Raw genomic sequence first — 14,883 nt, 5'->3', positions numbered from 1 at the left:
GCGGTCAGATCCTGTCGAAGTAGCGGTCGAGGTCCCAGTCACCGGTGTGGGCCATGAACGCGCGCCACTCGTGCTCGGCCAGGACGGCCATGTGATCGCGCTGGTCCTCGCCGACGGTGTCGGCGACGAAGGCGGAGCCCCGGAGCCGGGCCGCGGCCTGGCCCAGGTCCACCGGGAACGCCGGGTCCACCGGCGCCGCGTAGCCGTTCCCGGTCGTCATCGGGGGCGGGGCGGTCTTGCCCAGGATCCCGTCCCGCGCGGAGGCGAGGAGCCCCGCCAGCGTCAGGTACGGGTTCGTGTCGGCCCCGGGCAGGCGGAACTCGAAGCGGAGGTCGTGGGAGTGCCGCCCGACGACGCGCACCGACGTCGTCCGGTTGTCGAGCCCCCAGGTGCTCCCCCAGCCGGCGACGTCGCCCGAGTTCACGCGCCGGTAGGCGTTGACGGTCGGGACGTACCAGGCCATCAGGTCCGGCGCGTGCTCGAGGACTCCGCCGATCGCCTGCGCCATCGTGCCGGCGATGCCGTGCTCCTCCGCCGGGTCCCAGAAGGTCGGCCGTCCGTCGAGGTCCACCATGGACACGTGGACGTGGCACGACGACCCGGGCTGGCCCTGGTTGAGCGGCTTGGCCATGAAGGTGGCCGACATCCCCGCGGCCGCGGCGCTGTCGCGCACCGCCAGCTTGTACAGGGCGTGCCGGTCGGCCATCTCCAACGGCTCGCCGTAGCGGAACGTCATCTCCCACTGGCCCGAGCCCCACTCGCTCTGGGCCGCCTCCACCTCGATCCTCGAGTCGCGCAGGTCCCGGCGGAGCGCGCGGAAGAACGGCTCGTGGAGGTTCCCCTCGTGGATCATGAAGTCCGACGGGACCAGGGTGGTCGGCTCCAGCCCGCGGAACCCGGCTCGGCGCAGGTCCCGGGGCGCGTTGAGGAACAGGTAGAACTCCAGCTCCGTCCCGGTCAGCGCGCGCAGGCCCACGGCGCCGAGGCGCTCGATCTGCTGCTTGAGGATCTGCCGCGGGGAGATGGGCAGGGGCTCCCGGGTGGCCTTGTCGACGGCGTCGGCGAAGCAGAAGGCGATCCCGTCCAACCAGGCCGCCCGGCGCAGGGTCGTGAGGTCCGGCAGGAGCGTGAAGTCCGGTATCCCGTTGTGCAGGCCGCACAGCGTGAAGACGTTCGCCTCCACGAGCTCCAGGCTCTGCGTGAGGTCCCAGGCGAAGACGCAGGTGCAGACGTCGACGCCCTCCTCGACGACCCGTGCGAAGCCCTCGACCGGGACGCGGCGGCCGACCAGGCGGCCCTGCAGGTCCGGCGTCGCGACGACGACGGTGTGGATCTCGTCCTCGGCGAGTCCGGCCGCAGCGAGGATCTCGGCGCTCACCGGGTCAGCCACCCGCCGTCGACGGGGAGCTGGACCCCGTCGATGAACGACGCCTCGTCGGACAGGAGGAACGAGACCGCCTGCGCGACGTCCTCGGGTCGTCCCACGCGCGGCACCAGCAGCCGCTGCTTCATGAACTCCAGCCCCGCCTCCGACGTCACCGCCTCCAGGTCGAAGAAGTCCGTCGCGATCGGCCCGGGCGCCACGCAGTTGACGCGGATGCCGTCGGCGGCCAGTTCCACGGCCAGGGCCTTCGTCAGCATCGGGACGCCGCCCTTGCTGGCGTTGTAGTGCGGCTGCGCCGTCGTCCCCGACGTGACGACGACGAGCGCCTCGATCGTCGACAGGTTGACGATCGCGCCACCGCCGGCCCGGGCCATGGCGGCGGCCACGGCCCGCGCGACGAAGAACTGTCCCTTCAGGTTGACGTCGACGACGAGGTCCCAGGCCTCCTCGGTCAGGGTGGCCAGGGAGTGGTCCGTGACGACACCGGCGTTGTTGGCGAGCAGGTGGATCGCGCCGAACGCCTCCTCCGCCCGGGCCACCGCCGCGTCGATCTGGTCCGGGCGCCGGACGTCGAGCGCGACGGCGACGGCCTCTCCCCCGTCGGCCACGACGGCCTCGGCGACCACCGTCGCCGCCTTCTCGTCGAGGTCCGTGACGACGACCCGGGCCCCCTCGGCGGCCAGCCGGAACGCGATCGCGCGTCCGATGCCGGCGCCGGCCCCGGTGACGAGGGCGACCCGGCCCTGGTGACGCGCGGTCATGCGCTGCTCCCCTCGGTGGTGTCGAGACCGGCGAAGCGCCGGACGACGTTCTCCGTCATGCGTGAGATCCCGTTCTTCGCGCCGTTCTCGAGCAGGGCGCCCGAGTACGCGATCGACCCGGCGGCGAACACCGCTCCCCCGCCCGGTGTCGTGAAGTGGACGACGTCGGAGTGCACCTCGGGATCGACGTCCCCGCCGTGCTGGCCGTCGAGGATGAACGCCACCTCGGCGGCGTCGCGCTGGTAGGTGCGGTCGTGGTCGCGCGAGGCGGCGAGGACGACCGCGTCGGCGGGCGTCCCCAGTACCGGGTCGGCGCGGTCGAGCTCGTCACCCGCGGCGCCGCCCATCACGCGCCCGTACGCGCCGATCGGCTCCTCCTCCACCCCCTCGAAGATCCACGCGACCTCGGGGGCGTACGAGGCCTCCGTCCGCCAGTACGGCTGCGAGCCGCCCCAGCCCTGGCCCGCCATCCCGACGCCGACCAGGCGCTGCGGCTCCCGGCCGCGGTGCCGCCAGGACCCGCCGAGCAGCCCGGTGGAGACCAGGCAGGTCTCACCCGGTCGGGACTTCCAGGCCGTGATGCCGGCGAACCCGCGGCGGACCTCCAGGACCAGCGGCGACTCCGAGACGACGCCGGTCACCCAGTAGAAGCCGTTCCCCCCGAGGTAGACGAGGTGACCGCCGGTGTCGCGGTACCGGGTGAGCGCGTCGAGCATCTCGCTCGAGTGGTACTCCGGATGGGCGCCCGACAGGACGACCTCCCACCCGGCGAGGTAGTCGGCGCCGAGCGTGTGCAGCTCGAAGTCGGTGATCACGTCGAACGCGATCCCGACGGTCGCCAGCCACTCCAGGAGGTACATCTCCGCCGAGAAGCCGCGACCGCTGTCGCTGAGCCACATGCGGTAGTCGTGCCGCGTGTTGACGATCGGGCGCGCCGCGCTCGAGAACACCACCCCGTGGCCGTCCGCGTGGGTGTCGTACTGCGAGAGCCCGAAGGTCCGGTTCCCGACGTGGGCCAGGTCCGCCTCGCTCGGGCCGGTCGTGAAGTGTCCGGTGACGGACGGGACCATGCCCTCGAAGAGCGACTCGTTGGCGTAGGACAGGTAGGTGAAGGTCGGGATCACCACCACGACCGGCTTGCGGGCGTCGGCCGGGGCGGGCGCCACGACGAAGGGGACGACGTCCGTCTCCCGCTCGGTCGCGACCCGGAGGGCGTAGGCGCCCGAGGGCAGGTCGGCGGGCAGTGCGCCGGAGAACGTCTCGCTCCAGCCGGCGTCCACGAGGTCGGTCGCGTGGAAGTGGGCCGCGGAGTACTCGGCGGGAGCCTCCACGAAGCGGGTCGTCCGCCGCTGCCAGTTCGGCCCGGGGACCGCCCGGGTCGGCAGGTTGTGCAACCGTCCCGGTTCGCCGCCGGTGGCGGATCGCGCGAGGCCGTCCTCGCCGTCGCCCGGGAACAGGTCCCAGGCGCCGAGGAGCCCGTCGCCGAACGCCGCGGCGTCGAGGGCGCGCTGCTGCGCCAGGGCGCGCAACTGCTCGGGGTCGAGCACGGTCGAGGTCACGAACGGCCAGCTGACGGTGGCGGTGAGGTTCGCCGCCGCGCGCCCGTGGGCGGTGGCCCCGCTGCCCCGGGTCACGACCGGGAAGGCCCCGGCGACGACGACGTCGGTGCCCAGCGGGGCGGCGCCGGGCAGGCTCCCGGTCGCCGACGCCGTGGCGGCCCCCACCTCGACGGCGAGGGCGTGCACCTCGGCCCGGTCACCGTCGACGGTGCCCACGAGGAGGTACCACGCGTTCGGGTCGAGCGGCTCGGTGCATCGGACCGCGCCGTCGGGGCTGCGCAGCACGAGCCGGGCGTCCTCGACACCGAGGACGACGGCCCGCTGCTCGTCGCCCACCGCGACGACCGCCTGCAGCGAGGGCCCGATGCGCTCGTCGAAGCGCACGAAGGCCCCGACCGTGAAGCGGGTGCCGGGCGCCGCGGCCAGGACCCCGGTCATGAAGCCGCCGAAGTGGCCGTCCTGCCCGCCGACCGGCACGGTCGTCGCGTCGGCCCACGGGACCTCCGTGGTCTGCGCCTCCTTCCCCGGGGAGTCGAGGGCGGCGTCCAGGTGCACCAGGGACACCCTCGCCCGGTCCTCCTGCGGGCTGGAGACGAACAGGTGGATCGCCTCACCGGGGAAGTAGGAGAGCCGGTCGGTGTAGGAGGTCAGGATCGAGGGGATCACGGGCAACTCCCGAGGGGTCGAGGGCCGGAACGTCAGTGCGACGACCGGTGGAGCCAGGAGCGGATGCCTTCGAGCGCGGCCGCGAGCACCAGGACGAGACCGGTGAGGACCTGGCTGAGCTGCGAGCTGACGTTCATCAGGGTGATGCCGTTCGTGAGGATCCCCATCAGCCAGACGCCGAGGACGACCCGCCACAGGTGGCCCTTGCCGCCGCTGTAGGGGATGCCGCCGAGCAGGACCGCCGTGAGGACGCTGATCTCGAGTCCCGCACCCAGGGTCCCGCTGGGGGCGCTGTCCAGGCGCGAGACGATCATGAGGCCGCCCACGGCGCTGAGCAGGCCGACCAGGGCGTACATCCCGAAGACGAGCCGCCGGACCGGGATCCCGCTGAGGTAGGCCGCCCGGCTGTTGACGCCCACCGCGACGATGTGGCGCCCCACGGGGAGCATCGCCATGACCAGGCCCCCGAGCGCCACGACGGCGACCGCGATCCACACGAGGTTCGCGACGCCGAGGACCCTCGCGCTGCCGAACTCGAGCACGGCGTCGGGGAACCCGTAGAGCGAGTCCGGCGAGAGCACCTGCGCCAGTCCCCGCCCGGCCGCCAGCACGCCGAGCGTGACGATGATGGGCGACAGGCCCAGGTAGCCGATGAGCAGGCCGTTGAGCACGCCGAAGGCGAGACCGACGCAGAGCCCGACCAGGACGCCCGCCGGGACGCCGGCGGCGTTGAAGGTCAGACCGGCGCAGACGCCCGACACCGCGATCACCGAGCCGACGGACAGGTCGATGTAGCCGCACATCAGCAGCAGCGCGGCCCCCACGGCCACGACCATCAGCGGTGCCGACTGGAGCGCGACGAGCAGCAGGTTGTCGGCGGTCAGGAACGCGGACTCGCGGACGGCGAAGAACACCATCAGCCCGACGGTCGCGACGGGCATGATGCTGTCGATGCCCGTGAGCAGGCCGGACCGGAGCGGGACGGCCGCCGTCGGCCGCGTGCTGGTGGCGAGGACCTCGGTCATGCGGCACTGCTCCCTTCGGGTTCGACGCCGCCGGCCGACGTCTGGGCGAGCACGAGCAGGTCCCGCTCGGAGGCGTGGCCGGGGACGACCCCCGTGACGCGGGAGTCGGCGAGGACGACGATCCGGTCGGCGAGGGCGTTGAGCTCCTCGACGTCGCTCGAGACGAACACGACGGCGCGGTCGCCCGTGCGGGCGAACTCCCGGACCATGCGGTGGAGCTCGGCGCGCGCCCCCACGTCGACGCCCTGGGTCGGCTCGTCGAGCAGCAGCAGGGTGACGCCGCCGTCCTCCACGAGCCACCGGCCCATCACCAGCTTCTGGGCGTTGCCGCCCGAGAACCGGTCCCCGGGCAGTCCCGGGTCCAGGGGGTGCAGCCGCATGCGCTCGGCGACCTCGCGGAACGTCCGCTCCTCGACCCCGGGGCGGCGCACCCGTCCCGACAGCCGCCCGTAGTGCGGCACCAGGACGTTCTCCTGCGCCGACAGCGACGGGAACAGCGACTGCACCGCGCGGTCCGAGGGCACCAGGGCGATGCCGGACCGGCGGGCGACCCGCGGCGAGGGCACCGGCACCGCACGCCCGGCCAGCCGGAGCCCGCCCCGGCTCGGCCGCGCCCCGGCCAGCGCCTCGACCAGGTTGGTGCGACCGGACCCCAGGAGTCCGAACACCCCGACGACCTCGCCGACGCCGACCGCGAGCGAGACCGGGGGCGCGCCCGCGGCGCGGAAGTCGGTGAGCTCGAGCAGTGCCTTCCCGCCCGCGCCCGGTGCGTCCGTCCCCGGGGGCCGGTTCGACGTGGGCGCGGGAGCGCCCGTGATCCCCTCCACCAGGTCCTCGAGGGTGAGCTCGGCGCTGCGCCGCGTCCACTCCACGCTCCCGTCCCGCAGGACCGAGACCCGGTCGGCGATCGCCGTCACCTCCCGCAGGAGGTGGGTGACGTAGACGACGGCGAGCCCCGACCCGTGCGCGAGCTTCGTGACGAGCGCCAGGAGCACCTCGGTCTCCCGCGCGCTCAGGGCGGCCGTCGGTTCGTCCAGGACGAGCACCTCGGGCTCGTGCCGGAGGGCCTTGGCGATCTCGACGACCTGCTTCTGCCCCGTCGTCAGCGAGGTCAGCGGCCGGGCCGGGTCGAACCCGGCCCCGACCCGCCCGAGGAGCTCCGACGCGATCCGGTGCTGCGCACGCTGCCGGACGGTCCCGAACCGGGTGCGCAGCTCGGTGCCGAGGAAGATGTTCTCCACCGCGGACAGGTCGTCCACGAGCTCCAGGTGCTGGTAGATGATCGCCGTGCCGGCCCGCAGGGCCGACTGGGGGGTGAAGCCCGTGTGGGACTCGCCGTTCACGACGATCGACCCCGCGTCGGGCCGCACCGCGCCGCTCAGGCAGCCGAGCAGCGTCGACTTGCCCGCGCCGTTCGGACCCAGCAGGGCGTGGACCTCGCCGGCCCGGATCTCCAGGTCGACACCGCGGAGCACCGCGTTGGGCCCGTAGGACTTGGTCAGTCCCTCGATGGTCATGCCGGTCGTGGGCACCGCTCACCCACCGAGCTGGGCGATCAGCGCGTCGAGCCTGGCGGGGTCGTCGAGGGAGGCGGGGACGACGGTCGCCTCGGTCTCGGTCTCGCCCGTGCCCGTGACGGCGTTGATCGAGTTCTGGACGATCGCGCGGGCCAGGTCGTTCATGTCGATCGCGGCCGACAACCGGTAGGCGCCGCCCGCCCTGACCGCCTTGAGGGCCTCGACGTTGCCGTCCTGCCCGGCGATGAAGACCTCGCCCGGGTCGATGCCCCTGCTCTCGAACGCCTTGAGCGCGCCCAGGGCGGCGTCGTCGTTGGCCCCGATGTAGACCCGCAGGTCCGGGTGCGCGTTGAGGAGGACCTCGGCCTGCTCCAGACCGCAGGTCTGGTCGGCGCAGTCCTGGAGGGACACCACCTCGACACCGGCGGCGGGGATCAGCTGCTCCGGTTGCGTCCAGCGCCCCCGGACGTCCGGGAGTGCGCTGATCGAGCTGATGGCGGCGGTCACCCGTCCGCCGAGCTGGTTCTCGGTGATCCAGTCGGCGGCCGCCCGGCCCACCAGGTCCCCGCTGAGGACGTTGTCGAACCCGGTGTAGCCGTCCGCCCCCTCACCGGGCGTGGCGTAGGTGAGCCACTTGATCCCGGACGACTGGGCCTGCTCCTGCAGCGGCGAGAGCGCCTTCGCGTCCACCGGGAGCACGACGACGGCGTCGACGCGCTGGGTCACCCAGGTCTCGACCGTGTTGCGCTGGGACTCCAGGTCGTTGGCCTGCGTGTCGTCGAACAGCATCTCGACGCAGCCGATCCGGTCGGCCTGGGCCTGGACCTCCCTCTTGAGGGCCTTCACGAAGGCGGCCTCACCGACCGGGTGGCTGAGCCCGATCTCGTAGGTCTCCGCGCAGTCGCCACCGGCGGCCGCGGCGCCCGAGCCGCAGGCGCCGACCCCGAGCACCACCAGCGCCGTCGCCGTCGCACCGGCCACCCGTCGCGCCATCCCTGCCCTCGTCATCTCTCACCCTCAGACTTGTTGGTCTTGTGGCCTGCATCCCAGACCAATTGCTCCGACGCCGACGGCCATCCCGCTCGCCGCACACCCCGTGAGCAGGTCAGAACGAGCGATCGCTGGAAGGCCTGAGCTAAGCCGCTCCGCGGACGACGGACAATGACGACCGGCCCACCTATGCGGACAGACCGGGACCGCACGCTCCGAGCCGTTGCTAGGTTCCGTGCCGCCACCCCGGACGGCGGGGTGCCCCACCCAGGAGAGCGCCCATGCCCAGCACCGCGCAGACGATCGAGGAGACCCGAGCCCGGTTCCCCGTGCTCTTCAACGAGGGCCGGTTCGAGGAGCTGGGCGCGTGGTTCTACACCGAGGACGCGGTGGCCATGCCGGCCGCCCAGGACCCCATCGAGGGCCGGGCCGCGATCTGCGACTACCTCTCCGGGCTGCGGGAGCAGCACGGGCTCCGGTTCCAGCTGGGAGTGATCAGGACCGTCGCGGGCGAGGACAGCGCCCACCTCGTCGGCACCTACGTCGCGACGGCCGGGGACGGCACGCGCGCGGAGGGCGTCACGCACGAGGCGTGGGCGCTGCAGGCGGACGGGACCTGGAAGTGCAGCGTCGACATGTGGCACGACCGGGCCTGAGGCGGCGCTCCGGCTCCCGGCGTGCTCGTGCCGGGGCCGGGGCGCCACCCGACCGTCCGTCGTTGCCCCGGAACCCGACCGAGCGGAGACTGCCGCCATGCGCCCGCGGACCGTGGTGATCTTCGTGTTCGACGGGGCGCAACCCCTCGACGTCGTCGGCCCGTACGACGCCTTCACCGGGGTCGCCCGGTACCACTCGTCCCCGGAGGGGCCGCCCTACGTCGTGCGCACCGCGTCGATCGGGGGGCGCCCGGTCCGGCTCGCCGGAGGCCTCACGGTCACGCCGGACCTGGACATCGACGACGTCCGGCGACCAGACATCCTCCTCGTCCCCGGCGGGCCCGGCGCCGAGGTCCCGAACCCCGCGATCGCCTCGAGGTTGCGCGTGCTGGGCCGGGACGTGGAGCGCCTGGCGTCGGTCTGCACCGGGTCACTGCTCCTCGCCGAGGCCGGCCTGCTGGACGGCAGGCGGGCCACCACCCACTGGTCCTACTGCGGCCAGTTCGCGCGGGAGTACCCGAAGGTGCAGGTCCAGCGCTACCCGATCTTCGTCGAGGACGACGGCATCTTCACCTCGGCCGGGGTCACGGCGGGGATCGACCTCGCGCTCGCGCTGATCGAGCAGGACTGCGGTCGCGAGCTGGCGCTCCGCGTGGCCCGCCTGCTCGTGGTCTTCGTGCGCCGGCCCGGCCACCAGGCGCAGGTCAGCACGCAGCTGGCCGTGCAGTCGACCCGGCGGACGCGGCTGGGCGACATCCGCGCGTGGCTGGCCGACCACCTCGACGAGGACCTCTCGGTCCCGGCCCTCGCCGAGCGGGCCACGATGTCGCCCCGGCACTTCGCCCGGCAGTTCCAGTCCGAGACCGGCACCACCCCGGGGAAGTACGTCGAGCAGGCGAGGGTGGAGACCGCCCAGCGGATGCTGACCGACACCGTCGACAACGTCGACCGGATCGCCCGCCTCTGCGGCTGGGGCACCTCCGAGGCGATGCGCCGGGCGTTCCTGCGGGTCCTGGACGAGTCGCCGGGCAGCTACCGGGCCCGGCACGCGGCGTCGGCGCACCCCTCGCACCGGTCCCCCGCCTGACCCGCGCCGACGCCCTCCCCGGCCGGGTCTACCCCAGGGCCGCGCGGGCGCGCTCGACCACCGACGCGGGAGCGACGTCGATCGAACCGGCCCGGAAGGGCGGCTCGGGGGCGTACTCGATGATGAGCTGCACCATCTGCGCGGTCTCCTCCCCCGCGATCTCCCCGGCCAGGGTCAGGGACATGTCGATGCCCGCCGAGACCCCGGCGCCGGTGACGTAGTGGCCGTCGACGACCACCCGCTCGTGCGCGGGGATCGCACCGAACCGCTCGAGCTCCCCGAACGCCGACCAGTGGGTGGTCGCGCGACGTCCCTGCAGCAGCCCGGCCGCGGCCAGGATCGGCGCGCCCGTGCACACCGACGTGGTCCAGGTGCTGGTGCGGTCCACGGTGCGCAGCCACTCGTGCAGCTTCCCGTCGCCCAGCTGGCCGAAGAACCCGGGACCCCCACCGATGAGGACGATGTCCGGCTCCGTCACCTCGTCCAGGGTCGCCTCCGGGCTGACCGACAGGCTCCGCTGGTCGTTGCGCACGAGGCCGGGATCCTCCGCCACGAACACGACCTCGGCACCGGGCAGGCGCCCCAGGACCTCGTAGGGCCCGATGATGTCCAGGGCGGTGAAGTCCGGGTAGAGGACGATGGCGATCTGCACGGTGCGGCTCCTTCGGGCGACGGTCCTGGCGCCACCAGGCTGGCAGTCCGTGCTCCTGACCAGCAATGACGAGATGCGCGCCTATTCGGCCGCACCGGTGGCGGACGCCGTCGACCCCCGGGCCGGGAGGAGTCCGTGCTCGCGCAGCCGGCGGGCCAGGCCGGCGCCGTCGGGCGCGTACATCCACGACCGCCGCTGCCCGTCAGCCGGAGCGGGGCCGTCGGCGGGTGCCGACAGGCCGCCGGCGAGCACGGACTGGGTCGGGGACAGCTGGCGGATCGCCACGGCGGCGACGTGCTCCGGGTGCGACGCGGCGAACTCGCCGTAGATCTCCTGGTCGTGCTGCCCGTCGTCGCCGATGAGCAACCAGCGGACGTCCGGGAACTCCTCGGCCAGCCGGGCGAGCGTGGCCGCCTTGTGGGCCTGCCCGCTGCGGAACCAGCGGTCGGTCGTCGGGCCCCAGTCGGTGAGCAGCAGCGGCCCCTTCGGGTACAGGTTGCGCGACAGGAACCGCGTCAGCGCCGGCGCGACGTTCCACGCCCCCGTCGACAGGTAGAACACCGGTGCCTCGGGGTGCGCCGTCACCAGCCGCTCGTACAGCACGGCCATCCCGGGGACGGGCGAGCGCCCGTACTCGTCGAGGACGAACGTGTTCCACGCCGCGAGCAGGGGCCGCGGCAGCGCCGTGACCATCACGGTGTCGTCGATGTCGGACACCACGGCGAAGCGGACGTCCGGGTCCAGCACGCGCACCGGCGCCTCGACCGACTCGGCGCCCGCCCGGTGGAACCGGACGCTGCGCCACCCCGGTTCGAGATCGGCCTCCACCACGGCGTCGACGTAGCCGCCGCGGTCGGTCCGCACCTCGTGCCGCCGGCCGCCCACCTCGACGGTCACGGGCTCGTCGGTGACGGGGAGCGTGGCGAAGCTGCGCCAGCCCCGGACCGCCTTGACCCGTGCCGGCGCCAGGTCGGGACGGCGCAGCAGCAACCGCCCGAAGACCCGCACCCACGACGTCGTCCCGTAACCGGTGTAGGGGACGAGGGTGTCGCGCCAGCCGCGCTGCCGCAGCCTCGGCTCGACCCTGCCGTACACGGCGTCCTCGAGACGGGCTGCGCGGTGGAGACCCGCGACGGCCGCCGACGACCTCAGGACGTCTGGCTCCGACCCGTGCGCCACGAGCTCACCCTGCCACACGACGGTGACGGCCGCGGGTCGTGGACGGAGCGGGAGGCACCACCCGTCAGGACGGGGGCGGCCGGTGGACGGCGGTCCACGGGAACGCCGCGGCCTCCGAGCGGCGCACCCCGGTGCCACCCGTCACCGCCACTCGCCGCGGCAGACGGTGCACCGCTGCGCCTCCTGACCGCGCCCGATCGGGAAGATCGGGATCCAGAACACGTGGAACCACGACCGGAGCGCCACCCGCTCGCACGTGCGCAGCTGACCGCAGTAGGGGCACCGGCCCGTCTGCGAGTCGAGGACGCGCGTCCTGACCCGGGTGCCGAAGAACAAGATCATGGGTTCCAGCCTTTCGAGCTCCGTCGTCCCACGCCGGTGGCGCGGTCCGGTCCTGCGTGCGGCAACGCCGGTCACCGCGCTGCTGACGCCGGCGTACCCGCGCCGGGGTGACGACCACCGTCGGGCAGGTCACCGCGTCGGCGCGCTCGCCGCTCGTGACGGCGTCGCTGCCGACCGCTCAGGAGCCGGTGGCCGTCGAGGTCGGGTCCGGTTCCCTGTCGGCCCGGCGGAGCCAGCCGAACGTGCCGCCGTCCCCGTGGTCGGTGATCGCGGCGCGCAGCGCACCGACCGAGGCCGCGCCGTCCTCGTCGGACCCGGCGATCAGGCACCCCAACCGCACGATCCGCTCCCACGCGAGGTGCGCCGGGATGACGTGGGCGGCGACCACGGCCTGCTCGAGCGCCCACCGGCACGCGGTCGCGTCCCCCTGCACCAGCAACCGCGCCTCCGACGGCCGCCTCGCGCCCTGCTCGCGCAGCAGCACCTCCAGCCCGTCGAGGAACTCCACGGGCAGCGGGTCGTCGCCGGACGGCCCGCGTCCGGCGACCCCGGAGAGCCGGTCGCTGACCGCCCGGCCCAGCCCGACGGCCGCGCCCGCCCGCCTGCGCGGCTCCCCCACCGCGACCGCGAACAGCACCATCGACCGGCTGACGAGCAGCCCCACCACGTCGACGATCGTGGCGTCGAGGACGGGCTCGGTCAGCAGCGCGACCCGGCCCTCCGGCTCCGGGCGCATGCCCCACTGCCGCCACACCGCACCCACCGACACGTTGCTGATGCCCAGCTCGGCGGCGAGCCGTCGGGTCGACCACCGGGAGTGCCCGTCCCCGGGCGGCTGCAGCGTGCGCACCACGACCACCGCCGGGTTCAGCGTGACCGGCCGGCCCTGCCGCGGCGCGTCCCGCAACCCGTCGACGCCCTCGACGCGGAACCGCTCACGCCACGTGACCACGGTCCGCCGGCTGCACCCGACCTCCCGGGCCACGACCGACGACGACGACCCCAGCACGCACATCAGCACCATCGTCGCGCGCAGCGCCAGCACCGGGTTCGCCGTCACGTCCGCGGCCAGCTCGCGCAGCACGGCCACGTCGTCGGCGTGCGACCGGTCGGTGCAGCTCGGACCACCGGTGCCGCGGCGGCTCTGCCACGCACCTCCGGCCTCACGGATCGTCACACCCGGCGCGTTCGATGAGGATCACGCCGGCGGTTCGTGCCGGTGCGTGGCCGACCGACGACAGGCTGCGTACCTGCACCGCTGTGGACGCCCGGTGTGAGATAAGTGTCGGCTTCGTCGCCTTCCTCCCGACGGGCCGCCGCTGTTCAGTCGAACAGGAACACCGCGACGGTGACCGCCGCGACCGCGACCCAGAGGGCGACGAAGAACGTCCACCGCGGCATCTCGCGCATCGCGCCACTGTGCTCTCTGCCGCCGGGCCGGCACAGCAGTTCCGGCGGACCTTGACGCGATCCCTACGCCCCGACCGCCCGCGAGATCAGGTGTGCGTGGCCGAGACCTGCGACCGCACCTGGTACTGGGTGGACGGCTTGGAGGTCGGGCCCGCCCAGAGGTCGACGGCGTCGGGCTCCGCGGGGTCGAAGTAGCGGGGACGCCACGCGTCGTCGTCCTCGATCCGGCGCACGCCCCACGAGTACTCGTACGTCAGGCCCTCGGGGCCCTTGAAGTACAGGAACACCGCCGTGGACTGGGGGTGGCGGCCGGGGCCGAGCTCGATCTCGACCCCCGCCCGCTCCAGGACGTGCCAGCTGCGCATGACGTCGTCGAGGGAGGCGACCTGGAAGTTCATGTGGCACAGCCCGGGGCGGTCGCCCTGGAAGACCGCGAGCTTGTGGTGGACGGGGTCGAACCGCATCAGCGCGGCGCGGTCACCGATCCAGTCCGAGATCCTGATGTTGAACAGGGAGGACCAGAACGCGTAGGCCTCGCGCGTGTCGGGGGCGTCCAGGCAGATGTGCCCGAACTCGGTGATCCCGGCGGCGCGACCGAAGTGGACGGGCCGCGGGATCGTCACCTGCCCGCAGACGAGCTCGACGCGGTTGCCCCACGGGTCGTCGAACTCCAGGTAGTCGACCACGCGCCGGTGCGCCGCACCGGCCCGGTCACCGCGACGGACCCAGCACCCCGCGAGCGAGAGCTCGGCCTCCGCGGCGTCGAGGGCCGCCGGGTCGCGGACGACGAACCCCGTCGACAGGACCCCGGACTCCCCCTCGACGAACGCCAGGCAGTGGTGGCGGTGGTCGGCCCGCAGGTACGCGGTGCCGCCCTCGCGGGCGATCTCCTCGAGACCGACGACGTCGACGGCGAAGCGGACGGCCGTCTCCAGGTCGGCGGTCCCGGAGCGGACGTAGGCGATGTCCTGCAGCTCGATCATGTGGGGCGCTCCCTTGCGGTGGACGGGTCGTCGGGAAGGTCGAGGTAGGCCCGGACGCGGTCGAGGAGCTCGCCGGACACCGCGCGCCAGCTCGCGATCTCCTCGTCCGACAGGTCGCGCGGGGTACCGGCCGAGGCCGCGAGGGCGACCGACCGGGCCACCCGGGCCAGCAGCCACATCCGGGCGACCGCGCGGCCGAGGGCGTCGGCGGTGGTGACCGCGCCGTTGCCCCGGAGCACGAGCGCGTCGCCCGCGCCGAGGGCGGCGACCGCGCGTTCCGCGGTCGCCGCGTCGCGCACGAGCACCGCAGGCCCCGAGACCGGGACGGGTGCCCCCGCCAGGACGGCGTGCCCGGTGACGGGGCCGATGCGCACCCCCGCCGCGGCGAGCGAGGTCGCGTCGTCCGGCTGCGCCCGGCACACCGCGCCGACGTCGGGACGGGCCCGGTAGACGGCGAGGTGCAGCCACGCCTCGGCGGGGACGCCCGCCGGGAGCGCGGTCGCGCCCAGCGGGACGCGGCGGCAGTCGGCGGCGGCCGCGACGCGCAGCGGCACCGGCGGGGTGATCACCATGTCGTCGCCCTCGCGGACGGACACGTGCCCGAAGGCCGTCACCAGCCCGTGCCGGGCCAGGACCCGGCCGCCGTCGACGACCTGCTCCGCAGCACCCATG

14 protein-coding genes are annotated in these 14,883 nt (G+C 73.9%); 2 read left to right on the top strand and 12 right to left on the bottom strand.

Features of this window, described 5'->3' with window-relative positions; genetic code table 11:
- Positions 1-4: 4 nt before the first annotated feature.
- From HOP40_RS19645 to HOP40_RS19620, 6 genes are read right to left on the bottom strand one after another with little or no spacing between them, the layout of a single operon-like run.
- Positions 5-1,378, bottom strand: a complete 1,374-nt coding sequence (locus tag HOP40_RS19645) for a glutamine synthetase family protein (protein WP_172160697.1) — start codon at positions 1,376-1,378, stop codon at positions 5-7.
- Entirely contained in the window at positions 1,375-2,145 is a 771-nt protein-coding gene (locus tag HOP40_RS19640; RefSeq protein WP_172160695.1) for an SDR family NAD(P)-dependent oxidoreductase, read from the bottom strand. Before HOP40_RS19640 ends, HOP40_RS19645 begins: the two co-directional genes overlap by 4 nt.
- Positions 2,142-4,370, bottom strand: a complete 2,229-nt coding sequence (locus HOP40_RS19635) for a N,N-dimethylformamidase beta subunit family domain-containing protein (RefSeq protein WP_172160693.1) — start codon at positions 4,368-4,370, stop codon at positions 2,142-2,144. The genes HOP40_RS19640 and HOP40_RS19635 overlap by 4 nt, the downstream gene beginning before the upstream one ends.
- 32 nt (positions 4,371-4,402) lie before the next feature.
- Complete coding sequence (locus HOP40_RS19630; protein WP_172160691.1) at positions 4,403-5,395, bottom strand: ABC transporter permease; 993 nt, start codon at positions 5,393-5,395, stop codon at positions 4,403-4,405.
- Positions 5,392-6,912 carry a sugar ABC transporter ATP-binding protein gene (locus HOP40_RS19625; RefSeq protein WP_172160689.1) on the bottom strand — a complete coding sequence of 507 codons (1,521 nt, stop codon included), beginning with the start codon at positions 6,910-6,912 and terminating at the stop codon, positions 5,392-5,394. Before HOP40_RS19625 ends, HOP40_RS19630 begins: the two co-directional genes overlap by 4 nt.
- A gap of 18 nt (positions 6,913-6,930) precedes the next feature.
- Complete coding sequence (locus HOP40_RS19620; protein WP_172160687.1) at positions 6,931-7,905, bottom strand: sugar ABC transporter substrate-binding protein; 975 nt, start codon at positions 7,903-7,905, stop codon at positions 6,931-6,933.
- A 278-nt stretch (positions 7,906-8,183) separates the two neighbouring features.
- Between HOP40_RS19620 and HOP40_RS19615 the strand changes: the two genes are divergently transcribed.
- Positions 8,184-8,558, top strand: coding sequence for a YybH family protein (locus tag HOP40_RS19615; RefSeq protein ID WP_172160685.1), 375 nt, complete (start codon positions 8,184-8,186; stop codon positions 8,556-8,558).
- Positions 8,559-8,655: 97 nt separating this feature from the next.
- A complete protein-coding gene (locus HOP40_RS19610; protein WP_172160683.1) occupies positions 8,656-9,645 on the top strand; it encodes a GlxA family transcriptional regulator in 990 nt (329 codons plus the stop codon).
- 28 nt (positions 9,646-9,673) lie between these two features.
- On the opposite strand, the gene HOP40_RS19605 is transcribed toward HOP40_RS19610, so the two are convergent.
- The 6 genes from HOP40_RS19605 to HOP40_RS19580 all read right to left on the bottom strand — a co-directional run bounded on the left by HOP40_RS19605 (position 9,674) and on the right by HOP40_RS19580 (position 14,882).
- Positions 9,674-10,297: a DJ-1/PfpI family protein gene (locus HOP40_RS19605; protein ID WP_172160681.1), complete on the bottom strand. Its 624-nt coding sequence runs from the start codon at positions 10,295-10,297 to the stop codon at positions 9,674-9,676.
- An 81-nt stretch (positions 10,298-10,378) separates the two neighbouring features.
- On the bottom strand, positions 10,379-11,392 hold the full coding sequence (locus HOP40_RS19600) for an App1 family protein (RefSeq protein ID WP_205346826.1): 1,014 nt from the start codon (positions 11,390-11,392) through the stop codon (positions 10,379-10,381).
- A gap of 225 nt (positions 11,393-11,617) precedes the next feature.
- Positions 11,618-11,818: a zinc-ribbon domain-containing protein gene (locus tag HOP40_RS19595; protein WP_172160677.1), complete on the bottom strand. Its 201-nt coding sequence runs from the start codon at positions 11,816-11,818 to the stop codon at positions 11,618-11,620.
- 178 nt (positions 11,819-11,996) lie between these two features.
- On the bottom strand, positions 11,997-12,995 hold the full coding sequence (locus HOP40_RS19590; RefSeq protein ID WP_172160675.1) for a helix-turn-helix domain-containing protein: 999 nt from the start codon (positions 12,993-12,995) through the stop codon (positions 11,997-11,999).
- A 319-nt stretch (positions 12,996-13,314) separates the two neighbouring features.
- Positions 13,315-14,211, bottom strand: a complete 897-nt coding sequence (locus tag HOP40_RS19585; RefSeq protein ID WP_172160673.1) for a VOC family protein — start codon at positions 14,209-14,211, stop codon at positions 13,315-13,317.
- Complete coding sequence (locus HOP40_RS19580; RefSeq protein ID WP_172160671.1) at positions 14,208-14,882, bottom strand: class II aldolase/adducin family protein; 675 nt, start codon at positions 14,880-14,882, stop codon at positions 14,208-14,210. The genes HOP40_RS19585 and HOP40_RS19580 overlap by 4 nt, the downstream gene beginning before the upstream one ends.
- Between the last annotated feature and the right edge of the window lies 1 nt (position 14,883).

The sequence above is a fragment of the Pseudonocardia broussonetiae genome (genome assembly GCF_013155125.1).
Lineage (GTDB): Bacteria > Actinomycetota > Actinomycetes > Mycobacteriales > Pseudonocardiaceae > Pseudonocardia > Pseudonocardia broussonetiae.
This window is presented reverse-complemented; position numbering and strand designations above follow the sequence as displayed.

What these genes read in the sequence shown, in the direction of transcription:
- HOP40_RS19640 (WP_172160695.1), bottom strand. Translation starts at nt 2,145, where the DNA reads ATGACCGCGCGTCACCAGGGCCGGGTCGCCCTCGTCACCGGGGCCGGC.
- HOP40_RS19630 (WP_172160691.1), bottom strand. Translation starts at nt 5,395, where the DNA reads ATGACCGAGGTCCTCGCCACCAGCACGCGGCCGACGGCGGCCGTCCCG.
- HOP40_RS19625 (WP_172160689.1), bottom strand. Translation starts at nt 6,912, where the DNA reads ATGACCATCGAGGGACTGACCAAGTCCTACGGGCCCAACGCGGTGCTC.
- HOP40_RS19620 (WP_172160687.1), bottom strand. Translation starts at nt 7,905, where the DNA reads ATGGCGCGACGGGTGGCCGGTGCGACGGCGACGGCGCTGGTGGTGCTC.
- HOP40_RS19615 (WP_172160685.1), top strand. Translation starts at nt 8,184, where the DNA reads ATGCCCAGCACCGCGCAGACGATCGAGGAGACCCGAGCCCGGTTCCCC.
- HOP40_RS19610 (WP_172160683.1), top strand. Translation starts at nt 8,656, where the DNA reads ATGCGCCCGCGGACCGTGGTGATCTTCGTGTTCGACGGGGCGCAACCC.
- HOP40_RS19595 (WP_172160677.1), bottom strand. Translation starts at nt 11,818, where the DNA reads ATGATCTTGTTCTTCGGCACCCGGGTCAGGACGCGCGTCCTCGACTCG.
- HOP40_RS19585 (WP_172160673.1), bottom strand. Translation starts at nt 14,211, where the DNA reads ATGATCGAGCTGCAGGACATCGCCTACGTCCGCTCCGGGACCGCCGAC.
- HOP40_RS19580 (WP_172160671.1), bottom strand. Translation starts at nt 14,882, where the DNA reads ATGGGTGCTGCGGAGCAGGTCGTCGACGGCGGCCGGGTCCTGGCCCGG.